The sequence below is a fragment of the Methanococcus vannielii SB genome (genome assembly GCF_000017165.1).
GTDB lineage: Archaea > AGJL01 > Methanococci > Methanococcales > Methanococcaceae > Methanococcus > Methanococcus vannielii.
Window position 1 is genome coordinate 1,541,656 of sequence record NC_009634.1, and the last position, 22,990, is coordinate 1,564,645.

A 22,990-nucleotide genomic window follows, 5' to 3' on the forward strand; every position below is an offset into this window, starting at 1 on the left:
TATGGTATCAATTAAAATAACTTAAAATTCCAATGAAAGTTCTCAATCTATGAACTATAATTTACTAATATGAAAAAACTCTCCCATTCTAGAATTTTTTAAAACTGGTGGAATAGATGGAATTCAAGATAATAGCCGGAGTTCTTGGTGGACTCGCATTATTTATATACGGTATGAACTTAATGGGTAATGGCCTTCAAAAAGTAGCTGGAGATGGGTTAAAACGATTAATAGAAGTTTTAACGAAAAATAAATATCTTGGAGTCCTTGTTGGAACAATCGTTACAATGTTAATCCAGAGCAGTAGTGCTACAACGGTAATGGTGGTTGGATTCGTTAATGCATCACTAATGAACCTTAATCAAGCAATAGGGGTTATAATGGGTGCAAATATCGGTACCACAATTACTGCACAATTGGTTGCATTTAAATTAACGGATATTGCACCATTGATAGTTGCATTAGGGGTATTTTTACACTTAATTTCTAAAAAAAGAAAACATTCCGACGTTGCAGAGGTTTTAATTGGTTTTGGTATACTATTTATTGGAATGCAGACAATGTCAAGTGTTATGCGTCCACTTGCAAGCGAGCCTTTTTTTGCGGAAATGTTAATGGGGCTTGAAAATCCCGTAATTGGAATTATTGCAGGAATTTTAATAACGCTTGTTGTTCAAAGTAGTAGTGCTACAATAGGCCTTTTAATTGCAGTTGCATCAACTGGAGCACTTAGTCTTACACTTGCGTTTCCAATATTATTTGGGGACAATATTGGAACATGTGTTACAGCACTTTTATCTAGTATTGGTGCAAATAGGACTGCAAAAAGGGCGGCACTCATGCACCTTCTTTTTAACATTTTTGGAACAATAATTTTCATGGTATTATTGTATACAACGCCACTAATATCCTTAATTCAAAATTTAAGTTCTGGAGACATTGCAAGGCAGATTGCAAATGCACACACGATTTTTAACGTGACAAATACGCTTATAATGCTTCCGTTTGCAGGTTTCTTCGTATACGCTGTTGAAAAACTAATACCCATAAAAGACTATGAAAAAGAGTTTAAACCGGTAAAACATTTGGATTCAAGGATTATCGAGGAAATGCCTTCAATTGCAATTGGATTAGGTATAAATGAAGTTGTTGACATGGGTAAAATTGTAAGGGAAAATTTAAGGATTTCAAAAGAAGCATTTATAAATAAAAATATCAATTTAATGAAAGAAGTGCATGAAAAAGAGACAATTATAGATAGACTTGCACATGAAATCACTGCACACTTAATTGAACTTTCAAATCAAGAACTTTCAGATAGCCAAAAGTTAAAAATTACAAGTTTAATAAGTAATGTTACAAGTCTTGAAAGAATTGGCGATCTTGCAGAAGATATTGTTGAACATGCAGAAAATGTTGTTGAAGAAGGAATAGAGTTTACCGAAAATGCAATAGAAGAACTTAACTTCATGTTTGACGCAGTTTCAAAATCACTTGAAATGGCTTTAGAAGCTTTTGAAAAAGAAGATGAAGTATTAATTGAACGTGTGACGTTTCTTGAAGATGAAGTAGACAACATGGAAAAAACATTTAGGAAACAACACATTCAAAGATTAAATGCAAGAGAATGTACTCCAAAAGCAAGTATCGTATTTTTAGACGTTATTGGATATTTAGAAAGAATATCTGACCACGCTGTAAAAATTGCGACAGGCCTTGAAGAAGAAGAGTTTGATGCATAAATTATTTTAGTAGTTTACTACTTTTAAAATTTTAATCTTCTAAGTTTGGCTATTTAAATCGATTTTATGTCTTCACAGATACAAAATTCACACAAAGAGAGCCCATTAGATTGTGAGTCTTTTATTGGACAATAATATTTGCCGTCTTTTAAAATTATTTTTTTTCCGCCTGGAAATCTCGTTGTTACTGCATGAAGAGGTTTTTTATCTATGAAAATAAGATAGCTTAAAACAGTTTTTACAAGTTTTTTAAAGTAAATTTCCCCAGATTTTTTAGAACCTACTTTAAATATCCTTGAATTAACAGTTTCAATACTTTCATTAGGTATTTCAAAATTTTCAATTTCAAGTTCGTTTTTTTTCTTAATTTCCAATAGTATTTTTGGAAAATATGTAAAAAAGTCTTCAATATATTTATCTTTATAATCCAACGGTACATAAAGCATATCTTTTTCTAAATAGATTTTTGCATTCATAATGTCAAAAATGCTTATTTCAAAACATTCTTCCTTTAATTTTCTAAAAAACTTACGACTGTTCATATTTTAACCTTTAAGATAGGTAAACTCCACGTGTTAACTTTAATATTTCGATTTAGTTAAAAATATTTATGCAAAAAACCTTTCAATTCCAAAACATATTATTGTAACAATAATTCCTCCTAAAACCATTTTTAATCCTGAAATAGCCAGATTTTCTCTTGAAAGTTTACCAATAAATATGCCCAAGCCAAGAAGTATCATAAGAGTAGAAGCAACTGCAAAAATAAGCGCAATTTTTTGTTCAAAAATGAAAAAGGGCAGTACTGGAATCACTGCCCCAATAGTTGTTGAAATTCCATCATAAGTTCCACTATAAAGGGTTTTATTTATTTTATATTTGTATTCATGACTTGACTTTAAATTGCCGTTCATTATCAAAAGACTTTTTTCTTTTCTTTCACGGTCTTCTTCAATCATTGCTCTTTCAGCAGTTAATGCACCTAAAACATTTGAAATTCCATTCGCAATTCCACCGCCAATCCCCGCTGCAACAATAGTTGATGTTTCACCGCCGCTTGCTCCAATTACAACACCAAGAGTTGACAGTGAACCATCTATCAGTCCCCTTATAACATAACGGGTATCGAACTCCTGCTTAAAATTCCCTAATGTACCTTTAATATTATTTAATGTTTCCTTAATATTCACTAAAAATCCCCTTCTATTTTTAAGACTTACTTATTCTAAAATCATTTTATTTTTAATATTATTTATTTTTAAGTTAGTTATCATAATACGTAATTAATTAGAAGTAGATTACTTTTTAAGATTAAAAACTTGCTCTACAAGTTCATAATTTACAAAAAAGTCGTCAAGTATATTTTTTAAAGAGCCGGTGCTATTTGTAATTATATTTAAATTAATACAGTCGTCCCGATACTCTGTTTTAATAATGAGCCCATCATTTACATCATCAACATTTAAACTTTTGATTACTTCCTTTTCCGATTTAAATTTCATTGAGTAGTTTACTTTCATAAGTTGCACTTCCAAGTTATTCTAATTCTTTTAAATTAAGACCTCTTTTTTTTAATTCCTCATAAACGTCATCTGAAAATTCAGGACATTTTAATGCACTTTTGGCTTTTTCTTTATCCATTAACCCATAACGAATCATTGCACATATTCTGTCAAATTCAAAACTAAATCCGTGTTTTTTTCTAAATTCCCTTAAAGCAGGTGCTAAAACAAGACAATTTGTAGTGTAACCTCCAAGTTCAGGGTTTTTCCAAGGAAGTTCTTTTAATATTTCGTAGCGGTCTTCTTCGGTTAACTGGTATACTGAAAGTAATCTCAACATTTTAATGTTTTTTTTCATTTCACGAATTGCAGTTGTCCCAAAAGGTAATTCATGTCCAGTTACTATGGTATTTATATTAGTCTGTCTTGCAAACTGCCAGATTTCATGCATATTCATACTAGAACATATCCTGCATGGGGATTCTCCTTTAGAAATTGTTTCTTTAAAAAATTTAGTGAAATCTTTATTAATGACGAGCCAATCAACTCCGAAATGTTTTGTAATGTTTTTACAGTTTAAAATGGCTTCTTCTGCTAAATATCCATTATCTATAGTTACGCATAACGGTCTTATTCTAAGTTTATTTACCAATAGATATAATGCTACAACACTATCTTTTCCACCAGAAAATCCCAAAATACAGTTATATTTATTATTTTTAATCCTTAGTTCGTCTAAATATTCAGTTACTTCTTTTTCCATTTCTTCAAAGTTTCTTGGAAATTTTAAAGCATTCATACATTCAATGCAGATGATTTTTTTTCCTGCATGTTTGAACATCGGGCGTGTTTTGCTGTTGTGGAGACATATTTCGCATTCTACAATTTCTTTTCCATTAGGTATTTTTTTTATACTTTGCATAATTTCTCTACCTGAATTACATATTAATTATTTAAATATTTAGCCCAATAAAAATGAACCCTACAAAAATTATTTTCAAAATTATAGATTGATTTTCTTTTTAAAGTATATTTCCGATTACACCGCAAATGAAATATATTGTCTTTTACAAAAGAATATTCATTTAATGTTAAATACATATTCGAGGGTTTTTAATGGAAAATAAGTACTATCCTCCAGAATTTGAAAAAAAGAACTTAACTGTCCATTCTGTGGCGTTTATGTTCATCAAGGATGGCATAATGTTAATTAAAATCCATTCGACAAACTCAAAAATGTTAGGATATTTAACTGTAATTGATGTAGAAACATCCTATATTGGTTAGTGGGAACTTAATTTATCCTGATAAATCTGGAATTCCGGATCCAAATCCAGATTTACCTTAAAATATTAAAAAAGATTATATGAAAGCTGCTTCGATAATAAATAAATCCCAAGAGCTTCCGCAGCTTTATTAAGATTAGCAGTCCAAAAACTATGTAAAGAACTGGGTGAATCGGGAAATAATTAATAATGATATTGCAAACTTAGTTAAAAAGGCCTTCCTGTTGAAATACAACAATCTTTAGATATATTGAGGGTTATTGGAAATGAATCTGTTCATCCTGGTCAGATTGACTTAAATGGAAAGGATGAGTGTGTTGCAAAATCATATTTAATCTAATAAATATAATTGCAGAAAGAATGATCACCAACCCTAAAAAAATTAATGAATTTTACGGATCATTGCCCGAAGATAAATTGGATGCAATAAAAAAAGGGATAAAAAATAATTTTAACAGGTACATACATTTTTAAATTTTTAAAAAATCCAATTATTTTTAAATAAAAAGAATATTTTTAATTTTCACGTCCATTTTATAACTTTAACCATTTAAAGAAAATACCTTAATATATAAATAAAAAACATGCAAATAGTATATACGTTTAAATAGGATATTTTAAAAATCCTAAATTTGTGCCGTAACAAAATTACAAGAATTTTATCTTCTGTTTATACGAGTATGACCCGGTGAATACAATGGATTTAAGAAAAAAGATAAGAATCATAGACGATTTCCCGAAAAAAGGAATAAGTTTTAAAGATGTAACTCCAATTTTAAAAGACCCTAAATCAATGAAGCACACTACAAAAGAGATTACAAAATACCTCGAAGATAAAAATATCGACGTTATAGTTGGACCTGAAGCACGTGGTTTTTTATTTGGAATTTTGGTTGCACAAGAATTAGATTTGGGATTTGTTCCAGTTAGAAAACCTGGAAAACTCCCATTTAAAACATTTTCTGTGGATTATGCTCTTGAATATGGACTTGATAGGCTTGAAATCCATAGTGATAGTATAGAAAAAGGTCAAAATGTTGCAGTAGTTGATGACCTCCTTGCAACCGGAGGAACTGTTTTAGGAGTTACAAAACTTGTTGAAAAAATAGGTGGGAATGTTTCAGCACTTAGTTTCGTAATTGAGCTTACGAATTTGAATGGAAGAGATAAATTAAAAGGATATAATGTACAATCGCTTGTAAAATATGATGATTTGTAATATTTATATTAGTATATATATGGCTACTTGGTGGATACTTTATGGTAGAATTATTATCTCCTGCAAGAGATTTAACTGGACTAATTACTGCATTTAATAATGGTGCGGATTCAGTTTATTGCGGGTTAAAAGAAATGAGCATGCGTAAAACTGCAAAAAATTTTGATAGGAATGAACTAATTGAAGGAATTAAATTTGCACATTCTAAAAACAAACGAGTATATCTTTGTACTAATACTGTAGTCTACGAAAATGATGTTTCAAAATTAACGGAAATACTTGAATTTGCAAAATCATCAGAAGTTGATGCAGTAATTGTAAATGATATTGGGGCAATGATTTTGGCAGGTGAAATGGGTATTGAAGTTCATGCAAGCGTTCAAAATAATATTACAAATTCTAATACTGCTAAATTTTATTCAAAATTTGCTAAAAGGGCCGTTTTATCTAGGGAACTTACATTAACGCAGATAAAAGAGATTAAAAAAAATTTAAAGTCAAAAAATATCGATTTAGAGTTAGAAGGTTTTATTCACGGGGCATTATGTACCGCAATAAGCGGAAGGTGCTTTTTAAGCTCTTATTTATTTAATAAAAATGCAAACTGTGGAGACTGTTTACAACCTTGTAGGAGAAATTGGAAGTTAATAAATGAGCATTCCGATGGAACTCATGAATTATTATGTAATGGGAAATATCTCTTATCTCCAAAAGATCTTTCAATGATTGAATACGTTCCGGAACTGATTGAAGTTTTTGACTGCTTTAAAATTGAAGGACGGGCAAAAAACCTCGATTATGTTATGAGGGCGACTAAAATTTACCGTGAAGCAATTGATTCTATCTTTGATGGATCATATTTTGAAAAAATCCCCAAATTTAAGGCAGAATTAGAAAAAGTATATAATCGAGGTTACGATACAGGTTTTTATTTTAGGGGAACTTCATGTAATTCTGATATTCAGTATGAATTTGAAGGGAATATTTCAAGGTACAAAAAAGTCGAAGTTGGAATCGCTTTAAATTACTATAAAAAAGCAGGAGTTTTAGAAGTATTTCTTACTAATGATTTGAAAATAGGCGATGAAATTTTAATAATTGGAAACACTACAGGATGTATCGAAGAAAAAGTAACCTCAATTCAGATTGACGGGAAAAACATAGAATGCGCAAAAAAGGGGCAAAATGTGGGAATTAAAATTAGTAGTTTAGCAAGAGAAAACGACAAAGTTTATTATCTAAAAAATAAATAATTCATTTCTAAAATTAATTCCGGTCAAATATAATATATAAATACTTAAATATATGTATAGATTGATATATAATATAATAATTATTTAAAGTGTGGTGATTATAATGAAAGAGGACAAAATGTCAAAATTTGCACACATTACAAGCGTACATCCTTGTTACAATGAAAAACTACATCATAAAGTAGGAAGGGTGCATTTACCAGTAGCCCCAAAATGTAACATTGCGTGCAGGTTTTGTAAACGAAGCATTGGTGCTGAATCAGTATGTGAAGACAGACCTGGTGTTTCAAATCACATAATGAAGCCATCAGAAGTTGAAAACTACCTTACTGATCTTTTAGAACGGATGCCAAATATTCAAGTTGCAGGAATTGCAGGGCCGGGAGATAGCCTTTTTAATGAAGAAACTTTTGAAACATTAGAAATATTAAAAGAAAAATTTCCAAAAATGGTTCGATGTCTCTCTACAAATGGATTACTGCTTCCAAAATATGCAGAAAGACTTGCGGAACTTGGTATAAAAACAGTAACAGTAACTGTTAATGCGGTTGACCCTAAAATTCAGGCAAAAATTGTTGATTGGGTTTATTTTGAAGGAAAAATTTATCGAGGGGAAGAGGGTGCTAAATTACTAATCAAAAACCAAATTGAAGGAGTTAAAATGCTTTCTGAACGCGATGTTGCAGTAAAAATAAATACGGTACTGATTCCCGAAATAAATGGGGAACACGTAATAGATATTGCAAAAACATTTGAAAAAGATGCGTTCGTCCAAAACATAATTCCACTAATTCCGATGTACAAAATGGATAATTTAAGAAGGCCAACCTGCGAAGAAATAAGCAATATTCGTGACACGGCTGAAGAATACGTTCACCAGTTTAGAGCATGTCAACAATGTAGGGCTGATGCTGCAGGACTTTTGTCAGAGCAAAAACACCTTTCAGAAAAAGGCAAAAAACTTGATATTTATGATTTAAAACACTTTTCGCACTAATTCTTTTTTTAATTTTATATTTAACCACAAGGTATAAATGATACTTTAAAAGATAGACTTAAAAATAAACATTAATTGTTACAGGTGTTATTGAATGGAAAACGTTGTAATTACTGTTGTTGGTGTAGATAAGCCCGGAATTGTTGCAGGGGTTACGAAAGTTCTTGCGGAACATGAAGCAAACATTGTAGATATCCGGCAAACTATTATGGAAGAATTATTTACCATGATAATGATGGCAGATATTTCGAATTTAAAAGGCGATATTTCGAATTTAAAACAGGATCTTGAACGATTAGGGGCTGAAATAGGAGTTAAAATAAACGTACAACACGAAAATATTTTTAAATACATGCACAGAATTTAATTGTTAAATTACATTGGCTATTTAAACCTGCATAATACAATTTAAGACTGTTCAATTTAAATAGTTTAAAATAAATATTTTTCTTTGTGGGGAATTAACCTTACGGAGTGGGAATATTAAATCCATTTTAGAAAGCTGTATTGATAAGTTATCTAACTTTGAATGTAGTGGAAACCTTGAAAATGTGTATATTAGGTGGTCTAAACTCGACATTGAAATATATAAATATATTGGGGACCCTTATTATATAACCACAAGTTCAAAATGGATAAGTAAAGTACTAAACTCCGAAAAATTAGATAATACTAAAATTGAAGAAATTATAGGGATTAAAAAACTTATAAATAAAATTAATGAATAATACTTTAAAAATAACAATTTTACATAACTTAATGCTTTTTTGAATTTGAAAGTACTTTTAAATTGGGATTTAAATGCTAAAAATTTTCAGAGCTAAATTGAGCTAAAAACTATAAAACACGTAAAAAAGATACTTTTAAGTTACTGACTACATATAAAGATTTTTTAGTTAGGATATTATTATAAATTTAATTTGTACATCTTACTACTAAACTGTATTTTACACTAGCTAGTATTTACTTAATTATTTATTTCTTTTTTTACCGCTAATTCCACTTCTCGAGTTCATTTAACTCACCTCTTGCTTATACTATTCGATAAATTTACGTAATTTTTAAGCACTCTTAATATTTTTAATAATGCTTAAATATATTAATTATAATTAAACTATATAAATATTTCTACTACTTAAATAGCATTTAAAATCGTATTAAACTTATTAAAACGACTTTAAACCCTTTAAAGGAAAAAATAAACTAAATACTATGGTTTTTAAATATTAAAAATTCTCAATTTTAATTGTAAAACTATAAATTAAACTTTATAGGTGGTAGCGATTTAAAATAATTTTTAAATCTAATTTGGGGATTATGCAGTTAAAAAAGATTTTACTAATATATATGGTTTAATACTATTAATATCAATTACTACAAGCACTTAGTAGTCTTAAAAAAGATTTATGGCCAAAAATGGTGGAAATCCTGTTGAACATTTTACTAGATATATTGAAGAATACCTTACATGGTATTCTAACCAGTATGATGGGCATTCCCTTAATGGCTCTGCACACCTGGTTTGAATTACTTTTTATAGCAATTATCCTAATTAACGGGGCCAATAAATCATTTAAATTGTTCAAGCTCCTTTTGGAGGTTTAAAGCTTCTTTTTCCCAATGTTCTTCAATTGGTTTTTCAGATGCAACCATCACTATTGAAGTTCCACGAAATGTTTTTCTAACTCTCATTCCTTCTGGAAAAACCCGGTTCATGAAGTCTAAAACCCTTTCAACAAAGTCTTCCTTTGCATCATGAATTATCATATCCGAATCTATTTTTGAATCCGTTATGATTTCAAATCTTGAAGGCTGATCTATCACGTTTATTTTCTCTAAAAGTTCTGTAGCATACGTTTCATCATCTATTTTTAACTTGTAGACTACTTTCCCATTTTCTTCAACTGTCTCCTCAACGGTTACAACATCTCTTAACCTTATTAATTTCGAGGTTGATTTTGGCAGTATTCCAATTATAAAGTATGGAATATCCTGCCTACAAATCATCTTTGATTTTACAATCGCTTTTCCTAAAACTAAATCTTCTAACGATGTCTGTATAACTTTTTCGTAGATTTCTTTGCCTTTAATATCGTTACAGTCAATATCAATATAAGCCATTAAAACACCTTTATACAGAGTTAAATAATGTAAATTGGATAATATAGATTATACAAATAGTAACTATATTTCTGGAAAAAAATGTTATATTAAATATTTCACTTTGAAACTTATCCTCCCGAAACTATAGGGACGAGTCTTAAAGTTTCATTTTCATATATTAAATCATCGTCTGACAAAATTTCGCCGTTTCTTACGACCAAAACATCTTTTATTTTCAAAAGATTCAAAATATCGTTTATAGTTATATCTTTTGAAAATTCAAGTTCAAAAGAGTTTTCACCAATTTTTGCGAAAATTTTCAAAAAAATCCCCCTAAAAAAGTAAATAAATAGATAAAAAATAAAAATTATTCGTCTTTTTCAAGACCACACATTTTTCTTAACTTTGAACCGACTTCTTCAATTTGCAATTCGCCTTCAAGTCTCCTCATTGCTTTTAAATGTGCCATTTTAGCTTGATTTTCAAGAACAAATTCTTTTGTAAATCTTCCATCTTGAATCTCTTTTAAAATTTCTTTCATCGCAGCTTTTGAGTCAGCAGTAACGATTCTGCTTCTTCTTGTAAGTCCACCATATTCTGCAGTATTACTTACATCATGCCACATGTTTTTGAATCCTTTTTGGTAAATTAAGTCAACAATTAATTTTAACTCGTGGCATGTTTCAAAATACGCCATTTCAGGTGAATATCCTGCTTCAACGAGTGTTTCAAATCCTGCTTTAATTAATTCAGTAACTCCGCCGCACAATACTGCCTGTTCACCAAAAAGATCGGTTTCAGTTTCCTCCCTAAATGTTGTCTGGATAACGCCTGCTCTTGAGAGGCCGATCCCCTTTGCCATTGCTGAAACAGTCTCAAATGCAGTATTTGTAGCATCTACTTCTATACAGATTAATCCCGGAACACCAAATCCTTCTTCGTATGTTTTTCTAACCATTTTACCGGGTGACTTTGGTGCAACTAAAACCACGTTAACTCCTTTTGGCGGAATAATAAACCCATAATGGATATTAAAGCCGTGTGAGAAGCTTAATGTTTTTCCTTCTGTAAGGTATGGTTTTATCTGGCTTTCGTAAACTTCAGCCTGTAATTCATCAGGGATTAATATATGAATTATGTCTGCTTTTTTTGAAGCTTCTTCAATCGTTAATACTTCATGACCATCGTTTTTAGCGTTTTCCCATGAAGCACCGTTTTTCCTTAAACCAACTACAACGTTTAAACCGCTGTCTTTCATGTTTAAAGACTGGGCTCTACCCTGACTTCCGTAACCAATAACTGCAATTGTTTTACTTTTTAAAGCGTCTAATTTTATGTCTGCATCGTAGAATACCTTCATAGTCTTCACCTCTAATCTCACAATCCATTATCACATAATCATATATAATGTTAACATATATGCCACATATATTCTTATTTAGATCTATAAATTTATCGATTAATTAAAATAAAATCATTATATTTATAGCTTTTTTATAGAATAATTACAAATATTATTGACTAAATATACTTTAATGTTTAAATATTTCTGGATTAAAAATATAATCTATAAAATATGAAAATAAATAAAATAATCCTTTTTATATTTATATCTTTTTATCGGGCTCAATTAAAAAAATAGATATCCTTTAATTAAAAAATTTTATTTATTAGATAAAATTTTGTTTATTCGTTAGTTGAGGGATACCTTTGAAGAATGAAATAAATACCAACCCTAAAATAAAAATATTACAAAAAATGGAAGAAATTTTAAAATTGATAAACGAAAATAAAAGTTCACTTGATGGTTTACATGATTTAAAAGGTATTTTGGAAGCTAGATTAGATTTAATTTCTGAAAAAAAGGACGAATTCCATATTTTAAACTCTGAAAATGCATTTTTCCAAATTAAAAAAAATTTAAATGATATTGAAAAAGAACTGTTTGAAAAAGAAATTGAAAAAGATAACGAAAACATTAAAAATGAGATTATTCAAATTTACCAAGTTTACATTCAACTAATAGAGTATTCTGTTAATTTAGAACAGGAAGGGTATTTTAACGATTTTAAAGTTATAAGGCCAGTTTTAGAATCAGTTATATCGTTTAATAAACTTAATGAACGAGTTATTACTGTACTTTTCGATAAATTATCAAATAATGACAAAAATAGCATTTTTAAAGTAATTAAAAATGGGTACCTCAAAATATGGGATATCCGCCCAATACGTCTTAAAAAATTTACTGACGTACAATCTGAACTTATAACTGGTATTAAACATTTTTTAAATTCTATAACTAAAGACAGCGAGTTTTTTAAAGGAACTAAGCGGTTATTGATTGAAATTTTAAAAAAATATAATTATTATTCTAAAAAGGGATATTAATAGTTTATTTCCTTTTAAATGGTTTTTCAAACATTTTAAAGATATTTTGGATAATTTATGTTAATTTTTAAATTATGATTAAAAAACATTTATATTTGATTTATATGCTGAAAATAATAAATTAATAATAACCAAAAAATAATTTGGAAAATTTAATAAAACTAAAACTTAAACTTTTCCATTGGTGGTAACTATGACTAACGAACCTATCGGACTATGGCGAATAATTTGGAAATTTACAAAATTTTCAGAGAATTATTTTGCAGTATTGGTAGTTTTAGGTTCGATTGCTGGTTTTTTGCATCCTCCAATATTCTCTTGGGCAATGCCCTACATAAGTCTTTTTTTAGGGATTATCATGTTTGGAATGGGAATGACACTTAAAGTTAGTGATTTTGAAGCTATTTTAGAAAGGCCAATTGACGTAGTGTTTGGTACGCTACTCCAATTTACATTAATGCCCATTTTAGCGTTAGTAGTCTCTTATCTATTAAGTTTACCTCCTGAAATTGCAATAGGAGTAATTCTCCTTGGTGCATGTCCCGGTGGAACTGCTTCAAACGTTATAACTTATTTGGCAAAAGGGGACGTTGCACTTTCAGTTGCAATAACTAGTTTTTCAACCCTTATTGCCCCACTTTTAACACCACTAATTGTACTATGGTCGGCGGGACATTGGATAAACGTATCTACAATATCCATTTTCGTTTCAATCGTTCAAATAGTTGCTATTCCGGTATTCATGGGAATTTTTATAAATAACCTCCTTGGAAAAAAAATCGACCATATTAGGCAGATTTTACCTTTAATTTCCGTTTTTGCAATTGTAATAATAGTGGGGGCCATAATTGGTGCAAATGCTGAAAAAATAGTTTTTTCAGGAATAGTTGTGATTTTGGCAGTTATTATTCACAATATACTTGGCCTTTTACTAGGGTATACAATATCAAAAATGGCTAAAATTGACGAAAAAAAGGTTAGAGCAATTTCAATAGAAGTGGGAGTTCAAAATTCGGGATTAGCCGTAGCTCTTGCAACAATTCATTTTTCACCACTTGCAGCGGTTCCGGGTGCATTATTTAGCGTCTGGCACAATATTACTGGGCCAATTTTAGCTAATTACTGGTCAAAAAAAGATAAAAAGGATAAGTATGTTTAATATCTACATTTGTTTAATCTACGTTTTAAGTTACTTTAAGCCATATACTGTAATGTAGTAATATTTAAATATTAAATAATGAGTTATGCCTTATTTGATTTTAATATTTTAGAACCCCTCATAAGTGCCGTTAAACCTGTTCTTGCAATTTCTTTTATGCCCATTGGCCTTACAAGGTCTAAAAATGCGTTTACTTTTTGTTCATCCCCTGTGATTTCAACAGTAAGTGTTTCAGTACTTAAATCAATAATTTTTCCACGAAATATATTTACATACTGGATTACTTGGGATTTACTGTCTTCGGTTGGCGCATAAACTTTTACAAGGCAGAGTTCTCTTTGAACAGATTTACTACTGTTTACTACGTTTTAAGTTACTTTAAGCCATATACTGTAATGTAGTAATATTTAAATATTAAATAATGAGTTATGCCTTATTTGATTTTAATATTTTAGAACCCCTCATAAGTGCCGTTAAACCTGTTCTTGCAATTTCTTTTATGCCCATTGGCCTTACAAGGTCTAAAAATGCGTTTACTTTTTGTTCATCCCCTGTGATTTCAACAGTAAGTGTTTCAGTACTTAAATCAATAATTTTTCCACGAAATATATTTACATACTGGATTACTTGGGATTTACTGTCTTCGGTTGGCGCATAAACTTTTACAAGGCAGAGTTCTCTTTGAACAGATTTACTACTGTTTAAATCAGTTACTTTTACAACTTCAACAAGTTTATTCAACTGTTTTATTACCTGTTCAAGTACATTATCGTCTCCATTTACTACGATAGTCATTCTTGCAATTTCTGGATTTTCAGTGCTTCCAACAGTAATGCTTGATATATTAAACCATCTTCTTGTAAATAATCCTGAAATTCTTTGGAGTACTCCTGGCCTATGTAGTACTAAGACCGAAATAATATGTTTGTGTTCCATTGGAAATCACCTGATTAGACCTTTAAATTAAGAATTTTTTTCATGTCATTAAAGCAAGTGGGCTTTGGAGTAGGTTCCTGTCTTTCAGGGAATAATATGTTTGTCATGGTTCCTCCTGGTGGCACCATGTGGAGAGCTTCTGTTGGATCAATAATAATATCTAATAAATAAGGTTTTCCGCTTTTTAAGGCAGTTTTAAATGATTCTTTAATATCTTCAGGACTTTCGATTCTTAATGCATCAACACCATAGCTTTCTGCAAGTTTTACAAAGTCAGGAGTATTTCCTAAATGAACTGCACACTGTCTTTTCCCATAGTATAGATTTTGCCACTGATAAACCATTCCAAGGGTTCTGTTATCAAATATCGCTATAACAATCGGGATTTGGTATTCTGAAATAGTTGCAAGTTCTTGTGAATTCATTAAAAATCCACCATCTCCGGTAACTGAAATAACACTTGCATCAGGCCTAGCTATTTTTGCACCAATTGCTGAAGGAAAACCAAAACCCATTGTACCCTGCCCACCTGACGATATAAACGATTTTGGAGCACTTGACTGGAAGTAATGTGCCATCCACATCTGGTTCTGCCCAACATCTGTTGTAATAATCGTATTTTTTAATGAAGGGTCTAATTCCCTTAATGCAAGCATCATTTCTTTAATGAGTCTTTGCGGTTTTACGGGCTTATTATCAAAGTCCATGATTGGAAGGGATTCTTTTTGAAGTTTTTTAACGTTTTCCATCCATTCATTTTTATTTATTGGCTGTTTTTTCAATATATGGGTTAAAATATCTTTTAAAATTGCTTTTGCATCCCCTACGATTGGGATATCCACTCTTACGTTTTTTCCAATTTCTGCAGGGTCTATATCTATATGTATTATTTTTGCATGGGGTGCAAAAGAGGATAAGTCTCCAGTAATCCGGTCTGAAAATCTACAGCCAATTGCAATTAAAACGTCACTTTCATAGACTGAATAGTTTGATGCTTTTGTCCCATGCATTCCAACTAATCCAAGCGCTAAAGGATGTTCTTCAGGAAACGCCCCTTTACCCATTAATGTCGTACATACGGGAATTTTTACAAATTCGGATAATTTTATAAGTTCTAAGCTTGCATTAGCAATTTGAACTCCCCCTCCAGCAATAATTACTGGCCTTTTAGAATTCTGAATTATTTCAACTGCTTTTTTAATCTGCAAAGGATGTCCAAAAGTTGTTGGTTTATATCCTTGTAAATTTATGTCTGCAGGAATAGGGTATTTTTCTAAATCCAACTCACTATCCTGTACATCTTTTGGTAAGTCGATATGAACCGCACCTGGTCGCCCAGTTTTTGCAATTTCAAAAGCCTTCCTAAATATCTTAGGAATTTCGCTAGTATCTTGAATCTGAAAGTTATGCTTTGTAATTTGCATAAAAATTCCAAGTGCATCAATTTCCTGAAATGCATCATTTCCTATTAATCTGGTCGGAACTTGCCCGGTTAATGCGACAACTGGTGAAGAATCTGCATGGGCCGTTGCAACTCCTGTAACAAGGTTTGTAGCTCCAGGTCCCGATGTAGCCACACATACTCCAACGTCACCACTCGCTCTTGCATATCCATCGGCTGCATGGGCTGCGGCCTGTTCATGTCTTGTTAAAATATGTACAAAATCTGTGTGGTATAGTGCATCATAAAAGGGAAGTAACTGACCTCCTGGATATCCAAAGAGGACTTTTACATTTTCCGCTTTTAGGGCTTTCATCATAGCCTCTGCTCCTTTCATGGGATCACCAAATTAACATGTCATGATTATAAAATTAAATGCTTTTTATTTTATTAAATCTAAATATTATATAAATATTATTAAACTATGACTTTAAAAAAGGTGTTTAAATTATTTTTACTTTTACATTTATTTTTACGTTTATTTCATTTATGCAAAATAAAAATGTGAAACTATGATACTTGGCGTTTTTGATGGGCACAATGCAAGTTCTTCGATTATATCTAAAAAAGAAATAATTCAAGCTTCAAGTGAGGAAAGATTTACAAGAAAAAAAAATTTTAGGGGATTTCCTCTAAATTCTATTCGACAATCATTGGAAAAATTTGAATATGAAGAATATGAAGAGTATGAAAAACTAGAAGCAATAACTGTTGGAGGAATTTTTAGAAAGGGTGAACGGTTAAAAAACATAAAAGAACTCCAAAAAAGGTTAGAAATCCCGATTTATTATTATAACCACCATCTATGCCATACTGCACTTTATAAACTTTCTGGTTTTAAAGAATGTTTAATTTTAACAATGGACGGCGGAGGAGATGGATTTTCATCAACAGTTTCAATTGGAAAAAAAAATAAAGTTGATATTATTTCTCAAAGTGATTTAATTGATTCAATAGGGGATTTTTATGCATCAGTTACTGAATTACTTGGATTTAAGCCAATGGAAGATGAAGGAAAGGTGATGAGCCTTTCAAGTTATGATTTTTCAGAATGTTTACCAACTCAGAAAATTATTGACTATAATTGTAAAATAAAAACTTTTAAAAATTATCTCGGAGTTATTGGGCACGAATCAACAAAAACCTTACAAAAAATATTTTTAACATCAAAAAATCTTGAATGGGATAAAAAATATGAAATTTCAAGATATGCACAAAATGAACTCGAAAAATCTGTTTTAAAACTTCTTAAACAGTTTGTATTTGAAACAGGTATCCAAAACATTGTATTTAGTGGAGGAGTATCTCAAAATGTAAAATTAAACAAAAAAATAATTGAGCAGGAGTTTATAACTGACCTTTATGTTCCGCCATTTTCAGGTGATGAAGGTTTAGCTATTGGTTCATCATTAATACACTCTAAAAATAATATTTTTGAACTAAAAAATACATATTTAGGGTATGAAATTAAAAATAATAATGTTAATGATATTTTAAAACATTTGGAATCAAATTTTAGTGTAGAATATATTGAAGACAAGGAAATTCCTAACTATATTGGAAACTTAATATCTTCAAATAATATAGTATGTGTAGCACGGGGAAAAATGGAATTTGGGCCAAGAGCACTTGGAAATAGAAGTATTTTGGCACTTCCAACAAAGAAAAATGCATTAAAAATTTCAAAAGCACTAAAAAGGGATTCATTCATGCCCTATGCACCAACCATACTTGATGAATGTATGAGTGATTATTTGATAAATTCAAGACATAGCCCCTTTATGACGACATTATTTGACGTTTTTGAAGATAAAAAATCAAAAATTGAAGGAACAATTCACGTTGATGGAACTACAAGGGCTCAAACTATAAATAAAGAATTTAATAAAGTTTATTATGAAATTGTATCTACGGTAAATGATATAACTACTATTCCGGCAGTATTAAACACTAGTTTTAATCTACACGGGGAACCTATAGTATGTACCGAAAAAGATGCACTATTATCTTTTAACTCTATTGGGGATGCACTTTTACTTGGAAATTACTTAATTACAAAAATTTAACTGGATTTAGGGGATTTTATGATATTGATTGATGGGAGCTATCTTGAAGGTGGTGGGCAAATTGTAAGGACTGCAATTTCACTTTCAGCGGTTTTAAACATACCTATAAAAATAATAAATATTCGAAAAAATAGAAAAAATCCAGGTCTTTCAAATCAGCACGTTTCATGCGTGCTTGCGGTCTCAAAGCTCTGTAATGGGAAAACAGAAGGTCTTTTTAAGGGCTCAGATACTCTTTTATTCTACCCTGGAGAAATTTTAGAAGAGGATTTTACAATTGATATTAAAAGTGCAGGCAGTATTTCCCTTGTAATCCAGTCATTAATTCCTTTATCTCTTTTAATTAAAAAAACCGTTGAAATTACAATAATTGGCGGAACTAACGTTGAATTTTCACCACCCATTGATTATATGGAACAAATCACGTTAAAATTTTTAAAAAATATTGGGATAAATTTTAAAATAGAAAAAATTAACAGGGGATTTTTTCCAGAAGGAAAAGGAAGCGTAAAACTGAAATTAATGCCCTCAAAAGTTAAAAATCTTGAATTAATTGAAAATACTTCAAAAAAAATTAACGGAATTATATTTAACCAAAATATTGATGAATCAGTATCTAATCGAATTAAAAAGTCTGCTTTTGACGAATTAATGAAATATGGTTACGATTCAAGAATTAATATTGAGAACACGACTGGAAAAAGTACCGGCGTTGGAATATTTTTATGGAATAATTTTTTAGGTTCAGATTTTCTTGGAAAAAAGGGCATAAGTTCAGAAAAAGTTGGAAAAAGAGCAGTAGATCAGTTAATTAGGGAAATAGATACTAAAATGGCTATTGATAATCATTTAACTGACCAAATAATTCCATTTATGCCCTTTTCAGAGATTAAAATAGGCGTTTCAGGAATAACAAACCACACGCTTACAAACATTTATGTTGTTGAACGCTTTTTTAACGTCAAATTTATTATTGAAGACTATTTAAAAAATGAATGTAATGGCTATTTGATAAAAACAGAAAAACGGTGTTAAATGATGTATACGTACTTTGAAACAATGGCAGATATCGGAATTATTGCGGTTGGAACAAATTTGGAAGAATCATTTCAAAATTCAGCAAAAGGCCTATTTAATTTGATGGTGGATGTACACAAAATTCAAAAATTTGAAAAGCGCTATTTTGAATTGGAATCAGATGACTTGGAAGGGTTGTTATATGACTTTCTAACAGAACTTTTAATACTTCACGATTCTGAAGCACTCGTGTTTTCAGAATTTGATATTGAAATAATTAAAAAAAATGAAGGCTACTTTTTAAAATGTTCTTCAAATGGGGATTTTTTTACAATAGATAAATATGAACCAAAAGAGGAAGTAAAAGCGATAACATATCACAGGATGAACATTTCAAATGAAAATGAAGTCTGGAAAGTTGAATTTATCGTTGATTTATAGTACATTTATTAAAATTTAATAGTAAATTTAATAAAACTTAAAATAATCTAAAAAATGAAGTTAGCATTTCATTGATATTGAATAGGCTTTATCTGCCCATAAGTCCATTACATACCGGATATTTCGTTTTCCAGATTTTTTTGCAGCCATCTGTCTTAAATTATTTATTGTAATATCTAACTCATCTTTTGACATTAATGGGGCTTTTAACAGTATTTCAACTGCTTTTTTGTCCACTTCAGTATCTAGTTTTATTGCCATAGTATCCCTTTTGTTTTTAAATTTTACTGCCCTTTTACATTTTAATAATATTAATTTTTATAAAGTATCGCTAACATAATACTATTTTATTATATTGTAATACATTATATAAATGTTATGCTAATATTTTAAAATTTTTAGTTAGATATATATCTTTTATATATGTTTTAAATGTAATATTTTTTCTGAGTTTTCTAAAGGTGAGATTAATGGATATAGCAATAATTGGAGCTTCCGGAAAAATTGGAAGTGCATTATCTTTATTGTTATCTAAAGAACCATATATAAAACACATTAAGTTAATAGGGCGAGATAATTCAATAAATAAATTAAAAGGACTTAAAATGGATTTATATGATTCAATGGCTGCATCAGGCCAAGATACCGATATTCAAGTTTTTTCAGATAGCGAAATGTCATGTGTTAATGGTTCGGATATTACAGTAATTACTTCAGGAATTTCAAGAAATGGCGAGATTTCAAGGCTTGACCTTGCAAAAGAGAATGCTAAGATAGTTAAAAAATACGTGAAAGATATTTCAAAGTGCTGTGATACTAAATTATTCATGATAACAAACCCTGTTGATGTCATGACTTATAAGGCATATATTGAGAGCGGATACGAAAAAAATCAGGTATTTGGGCTTGGTACGCACCTTGATTCCATGAGATTTAAAGTTGCAGTTGCAAAATATTTCAAAGTCCATATTGATGATGTAAGGACGAGAATTGTTGGTGAACACGGCGACAGCATGGTTCCACTTATGAGTGCAACCTCAATTGGAGGAATTCCTGCTAGAAGACTTCCAGGATATGAAAATTTCCCATACTATGAAACGCTTGAAAGAATCAGAGGTTATGGAAAAGAAATAATCGATTTAAAAAATGGTTCTGAATATGGGCCTGCATCCGCAATTTTAAATATTATTCGATGTATATCCCAAGACGAAAAAAGGCTTTTAACTCTTTCTGCATACGTTGAAGATGAAATAGAAGGAATTTCTGGCGGTTCATGCATTGGAGTTCCTGTTAAAGTCGGTAAAAATGGTATTGAAGAAGTAATTCACATGAAAATGAAGCAAGGGGAATTTGAACTATTTAGGGAGTCCTTTGAGATAGTTAAAAAATATTGTAAGGAGATAGAAACGATTTAAGTATAGGGACTGATAATTTGGATAATTTAAAACGAATTGAAATTGGAAATAAAATTTCAAAAACCACGATATTTGTAAATGCTGGTTTATCAGTAATTAAAATACTAGCAGGGATTTTTGGAAGGAGCGGTGCATTAATTGCTGATGGAATTCATTCTTTTTCGGATATTTTAACAACTGTATGCGTAATGTATGGTTTAAAAATCTCTGGAAAACCTGCAGATAAAAATCACCCTTATGGCCATGAAAGGATGGAGCCGGCAATTACAAACATTTTAGCAATAGTTTTACTTATAACCTCAATTTCGATTTTTTACTGTGGAATAAACACGATAATTGGTGGAAAATATACGATTCCAGATAATATTGCAATTTATGCAGCTTTAATTTCAATTGTTGTTAAAGAATGGATGTATGGGTATACGCTAAACGCTGCTAAAAAAATTGAAAGTTCTATAATGCATGCAGATGCATGGCACCACCGCTCTGATGCATTTTCCTCAGTAGGTACCTTAATCGGAGTAGTTGGGGCTAAATTAGGGTATCCCATATTAGATCCTATAGCTTCAATTTTAATATCTTTTTTTATTTTAAAAATGGCTGTCGAAATATACCAAAATGCATTAAACCAGCTACTTGACTGTTCAGCAAGTCCTGAAACAATTAAAAAAATAGAATCAATAGTTATTTCAGTAGATGGTGTTTTATCTATTGATAAATTAAAAACAAGAATACATGCAAATAAAATTTATGTTGACGTTGAAATATCAGTTAATAAGGAATTATCCATTGTTAAAGCACATGAAATATCCGAAAATGTCCACAATGAACTTGAATGCAATTTAAAAGAGATAAAACACTGCATGGTTCATGTAAATCCTTCTTCTTAAGTTATTTTCATTTAAACGTTAATTAACCAATATATTCAGTAACCCTTTCAAACATTAATCCGGTAGGGTCTTCTAAAGCTATGTTATTATTTCTTTTTCCAATATTTTCTAAAACATAATTCATTATTTCATCAATTTCTCTTGTATGTATCATCCTTTCTTTTTCCATTAAGTATGTATCAACACCCAAAAGCTTTTCAGGATAGCAAGAAATTGTTGGAACTCCTAAAACTGCAGCTTCCCTATTCATTGTTCCTCCAGCACCAATCATTGCGTCAGAACAGTATAGTAATGAAATAGCATCGATTGTTTTTGGAACAATAATTCCTAATGAAACGTATTTTTCTCTTTGTACTTCATCCCTAGGAAATGCAACAATGTTGCAGTCCATCTCTTTTATTAAATTTTCAATAATTTCTGGAACAATGTCTTTTTTACCGTTGCAATATGAAGAATTAGGTCTTGGCCTTAATACCACAGTGGGAATGGACTTATTTGCACCGATTTTTTCTAAAATATGTTCATCAATTGAAAAATTTGATGAAAGCCTTGAATTCACGTTTGAAACTTCACAGGTTCCTTCAAAAGATGTTATATCGCTTCCAAAAGAATTTCCATTAAATGCTTTTTTAGTGCCTTCTGGGGATATGATATTAGTTACAAGAGGTATTGTTAATCTATTTTGGGCACTTGCATGCTCGTTATCAACAACAAATATTGAAGGAATATTCATTCCAAAAGCGACCCTTGGAAGTTCTACTGAGTGTTTTGCAATTGCAACTTTGGGATTTAGTTTTTTTACAATTTTTGTAAGCTCTACTATTCTTTTAGATGAATTTATAAGCTTTTCATCAAGTGAATAAGCATGGTCACCTACTGAAAAGTAATCATACCCATAAATATCTATTAATTCTTCTAAATTTTGAAATTTCCTTGCTGTAATATAATATTCAATTCCTTTACGATTAAACTTGTCTATAAGTTGTGAAAAGTAATGAATATGCGGGGAGTTTGTCAGGTCAACCCATACGTCCATCAAATCACCAATAACAATTGGATCACTAAAGTAATATTAGCGGCGGGTAGTAAATACAAAAGTTCTTAACAAAATAGTACCATTTTATATATAATTATT

Annotated in this window: 23 protein-coding genes and 1 pseudogene; 12 read left to right on the plus strand and 12 right to left on the minus strand. The window is 30.4% G+C overall.

Annotation, left to right across the window (positions count from 1 at the left end; translation table 11 throughout):
• The first annotated feature begins 116 nt into the window (after window positions 1-116).
• Window positions 117-1,742, plus strand: coding sequence for a Na/Pi cotransporter family protein (locus tag MEVAN_RS07845; RefSeq protein ID WP_012066333.1), 1,626 nt, complete (start codon window positions 117-119; stop codon window positions 1,740-1,742).
• 53 nt (window positions 1,743-1,795) lie between these two features.
• Here MEVAN_RS07845 and MEVAN_RS07850 read toward each other — a convergent pair whose 3' ends face one another.
• The 4 genes from MEVAN_RS07850 to MEVAN_RS07865 all read right to left on the minus strand — a co-directional run bounded on the left by MEVAN_RS07850 (window position 1,796) and on the right by MEVAN_RS07865 (window position 4,166).
• Complete coding sequence (locus tag MEVAN_RS07850; RefSeq protein ID WP_012066334.1) at window positions 1,796-2,284, minus strand: DUF2115 domain-containing protein; 489 nt, start codon at window positions 2,282-2,284, stop codon at window positions 1,796-1,798.
• A gap of 66 nt (window positions 2,285-2,350) precedes the next feature.
• A complete protein-coding gene (locus MEVAN_RS07855) occupies window positions 2,351-2,932 on the minus strand; it encodes a TIGR00267 family protein (protein WP_012066335.1) in 582 nt (193 codons plus the stop codon).
• A 108-nt stretch (window positions 2,933-3,040) separates the two neighbouring features.
• On the minus strand, window positions 3,041-3,262 hold the full coding sequence (locus MEVAN_RS07860; protein ID WP_012066336.1) for a KEOPS complex subunit Pcc1: 222 nt from the start codon (window positions 3,260-3,262) through the stop codon (window positions 3,041-3,043).
• A gap of 16 nt (window positions 3,263-3,278) precedes the next feature.
• Complete coding sequence (locus tag MEVAN_RS07865; protein ID WP_012066337.1) at window positions 3,279-4,166, minus strand: phosphoadenosine phosphosulfate reductase domain-containing protein; 888 nt, start codon at window positions 4,164-4,166, stop codon at window positions 3,279-3,281.
• Window positions 4,167-5,227: 1,061 nt separating this feature from the next.
• Here MEVAN_RS07865 and MEVAN_RS07870 point away from each other — a divergent pair.
• From MEVAN_RS07870 to MEVAN_RS07885, 4 genes are all read left to right on the plus strand, one after another.
• Entirely contained in the window at window positions 5,228-5,749 is a 522-nt protein-coding gene (locus tag MEVAN_RS07870; protein WP_012066338.1) for an adenine phosphoribosyltransferase, read from the plus strand.
• Between the two features lie 41 nt (window positions 5,750-5,790).
• The gene (locus tag MEVAN_RS07875; protein ID WP_012066339.1) at window positions 5,791-7,002 is read left to right on the plus strand and encodes a U32 family peptidase; all 1,212 of its coding nucleotides are present in this window, start codon (window positions 5,791-5,793) and stop codon (window positions 7,000-7,002) included.
• A 103-nt stretch (window positions 7,003-7,105) separates the two neighbouring features.
• A complete protein-coding gene (locus MEVAN_RS07880; protein WP_012066340.1) occupies window positions 7,106-7,999 on the plus strand; it encodes a radical SAM protein in 894 nt (297 codons plus the stop codon).
• Between the two features lie 94 nt (window positions 8,000-8,093).
• Window positions 8,094-8,366: an ACT domain-containing protein gene (locus MEVAN_RS07885; protein ID WP_012066341.1), complete on the plus strand. Its 273-nt coding sequence runs from the start codon at window positions 8,094-8,096 to the stop codon at window positions 8,364-8,366.
• A 1,202-nt stretch (window positions 8,367-9,568) separates the two neighbouring features.
• Here MEVAN_RS07885 and MEVAN_RS07890 read toward each other — a convergent pair.
• From MEVAN_RS07890 to ilvC, 3 genes are all read right to left on the minus strand, one after another.
• The gene (locus tag MEVAN_RS07890) at window positions 9,569-10,120 is read right to left on the minus strand and encodes a methanogenesis marker 17 protein (RefSeq protein WP_012066343.1); all 552 of its coding nucleotides are present in this window, start codon (window positions 10,118-10,120) and stop codon (window positions 9,569-9,571) included.
• Window positions 10,121-10,230: 110 nt separating this feature from the next.
• Window positions 10,231-10,425: a MoaD/ThiS family protein gene (locus MEVAN_RS07895; RefSeq protein WP_012066344.1), complete on the minus strand. Its 195-nt coding sequence runs from the start codon at window positions 10,423-10,425 to the stop codon at window positions 10,231-10,233.
• 44 nt (window positions 10,426-10,469) lie between these two features.
• Window positions 10,470-11,462: a ketol-acid reductoisomerase gene (ilvC, locus tag MEVAN_RS07900; protein ID WP_012066345.1), complete on the minus strand. Its 993-nt coding sequence runs from the start codon at window positions 11,460-11,462 to the stop codon at window positions 10,470-10,472.
• A 350-nt stretch (window positions 11,463-11,812) separates the two neighbouring features.
• On the opposite strand from ilvC, the gene MEVAN_RS07905 reads away from it, so the two are divergent.
• Window positions 11,813-12,490: a hypothetical protein gene (locus MEVAN_RS07905; protein ID WP_012066346.1), complete on the plus strand. Its 678-nt coding sequence runs from the start codon at window positions 11,813-11,815 to the stop codon at window positions 12,488-12,490.
• Between the two features lie 193 nt (window positions 12,491-12,683).
• Window positions 12,684-13,649: a bile acid:sodium symporter family protein gene (locus MEVAN_RS07910; protein WP_012066347.1), complete on the plus strand. Its 966-nt coding sequence runs from the start codon at window positions 12,684-12,686 to the stop codon at window positions 13,647-13,649.
• Window positions 13,650-13,732: 83 nt separating this feature from the next.
• On the opposite strand, the pseudogene ilvN (MEVAN_RS08855) reads toward MEVAN_RS07910, so the two are convergent.
• From ilvN (MEVAN_RS08855) to MEVAN_RS07925, 3 genes and pseudogenes are all read right to left on the minus strand, one after another.
• Window positions 13,733-14,011: pseudogene (gene ilvN / locus MEVAN_RS08855) on the minus strand (acetolactate synthase small subunit); the annotation flags it as partial.
• 64 nt (window positions 14,012-14,075) lie between these two features.
• Window positions 14,076-14,585, minus strand: a complete 510-nt coding sequence (ilvN, locus tag MEVAN_RS07920; RefSeq protein ID WP_012066348.1) for an acetolactate synthase small subunit — start codon at window positions 14,583-14,585, stop codon at window positions 14,076-14,078.
• Window positions 14,586-14,599: 14 nt separating this feature from the next.
• The gene (locus MEVAN_RS07925; protein ID WP_012066349.1) at window positions 14,600-16,363 is read right to left on the minus strand and encodes an acetolactate synthase large subunit; all 1,764 of its coding nucleotides are present in this window, start codon (window positions 16,361-16,363) and stop codon (window positions 14,600-14,602) included.
• A gap of 175 nt (window positions 16,364-16,538) precedes the next feature.
• Between MEVAN_RS07925 and MEVAN_RS07930 the strand changes: the two genes are divergently transcribed.
• The 3 genes from MEVAN_RS07930 to MEVAN_RS07940 are packed head-to-tail and all read left to right on the plus strand — an operon-like array spanning window position 16,539 to window position 19,550.
• A complete protein-coding gene (locus tag MEVAN_RS07930) occupies window positions 16,539-18,092 on the plus strand; it encodes a carbamoyltransferase C-terminal domain-containing protein (protein ID WP_012066350.1) in 1,554 nt (517 codons plus the stop codon).
• 18 nt (window positions 18,093-18,110) lie between these two features.
• Window positions 18,111-19,127 carry an RNA 3'-terminal phosphate cyclase gene (rtcA, locus tag MEVAN_RS07935; RefSeq protein ID WP_012066351.1) on the plus strand — a complete coding sequence of 339 codons (1,017 nt, stop codon included), beginning with the start codon at window positions 18,111-18,113 and terminating at the stop codon, window positions 19,125-19,127.
• Window positions 19,128-19,130: 3 nt separating this feature from the next.
• Window positions 19,131-19,550: an archease gene (locus MEVAN_RS07940; protein ID WP_048059258.1), complete on the plus strand. Its 420-nt coding sequence runs from the start codon at window positions 19,131-19,133 to the stop codon at window positions 19,548-19,550.
• Window positions 19,551-19,610: 60 nt separating this feature from the next.
• Here MEVAN_RS07940 and MEVAN_RS07945 read toward each other — a convergent pair whose 3' ends face one another.
• On the minus strand, window positions 19,611-19,811 hold the full coding sequence (locus tag MEVAN_RS07945; RefSeq protein ID WP_012066353.1) for a hypothetical protein: 201 nt from the start codon (window positions 19,809-19,811) through the stop codon (window positions 19,611-19,613).
• A gap of 209 nt (window positions 19,812-20,020) precedes the next feature.
• Between MEVAN_RS07945 and MEVAN_RS07950 the strand changes: the two genes are divergently transcribed.
• Window positions 20,021-20,965 (plus strand): malate dehydrogenase, encoded by a 945-nt coding sequence (locus tag MEVAN_RS07950; RefSeq protein ID WP_012066354.1) that lies wholly within the window; start codon window positions 20,021-20,023, stop codon window positions 20,963-20,965.
• Between the two features lie 17 nt (window positions 20,966-20,982).
• The gene (locus tag MEVAN_RS07955; protein ID WP_012066355.1) at window positions 20,983-21,855 is read left to right on the plus strand and encodes a cation diffusion facilitator family transporter; all 873 of its coding nucleotides are present in this window, start codon (window positions 20,983-20,985) and stop codon (window positions 21,853-21,855) included.
• A gap of 22 nt (window positions 21,856-21,877) precedes the next feature.
• On the opposite strand, the gene MEVAN_RS07960 is transcribed toward MEVAN_RS07955, so the two are convergent.
• Window positions 21,878-22,891: a DUF354 domain-containing protein gene (locus tag MEVAN_RS07960; protein ID WP_012066356.1), complete on the minus strand. Its 1,014-nt coding sequence runs from the start codon at window positions 22,889-22,891 to the stop codon at window positions 21,878-21,880.
• Window positions 22,892-22,990: the final 99 nt, after the last annotated feature.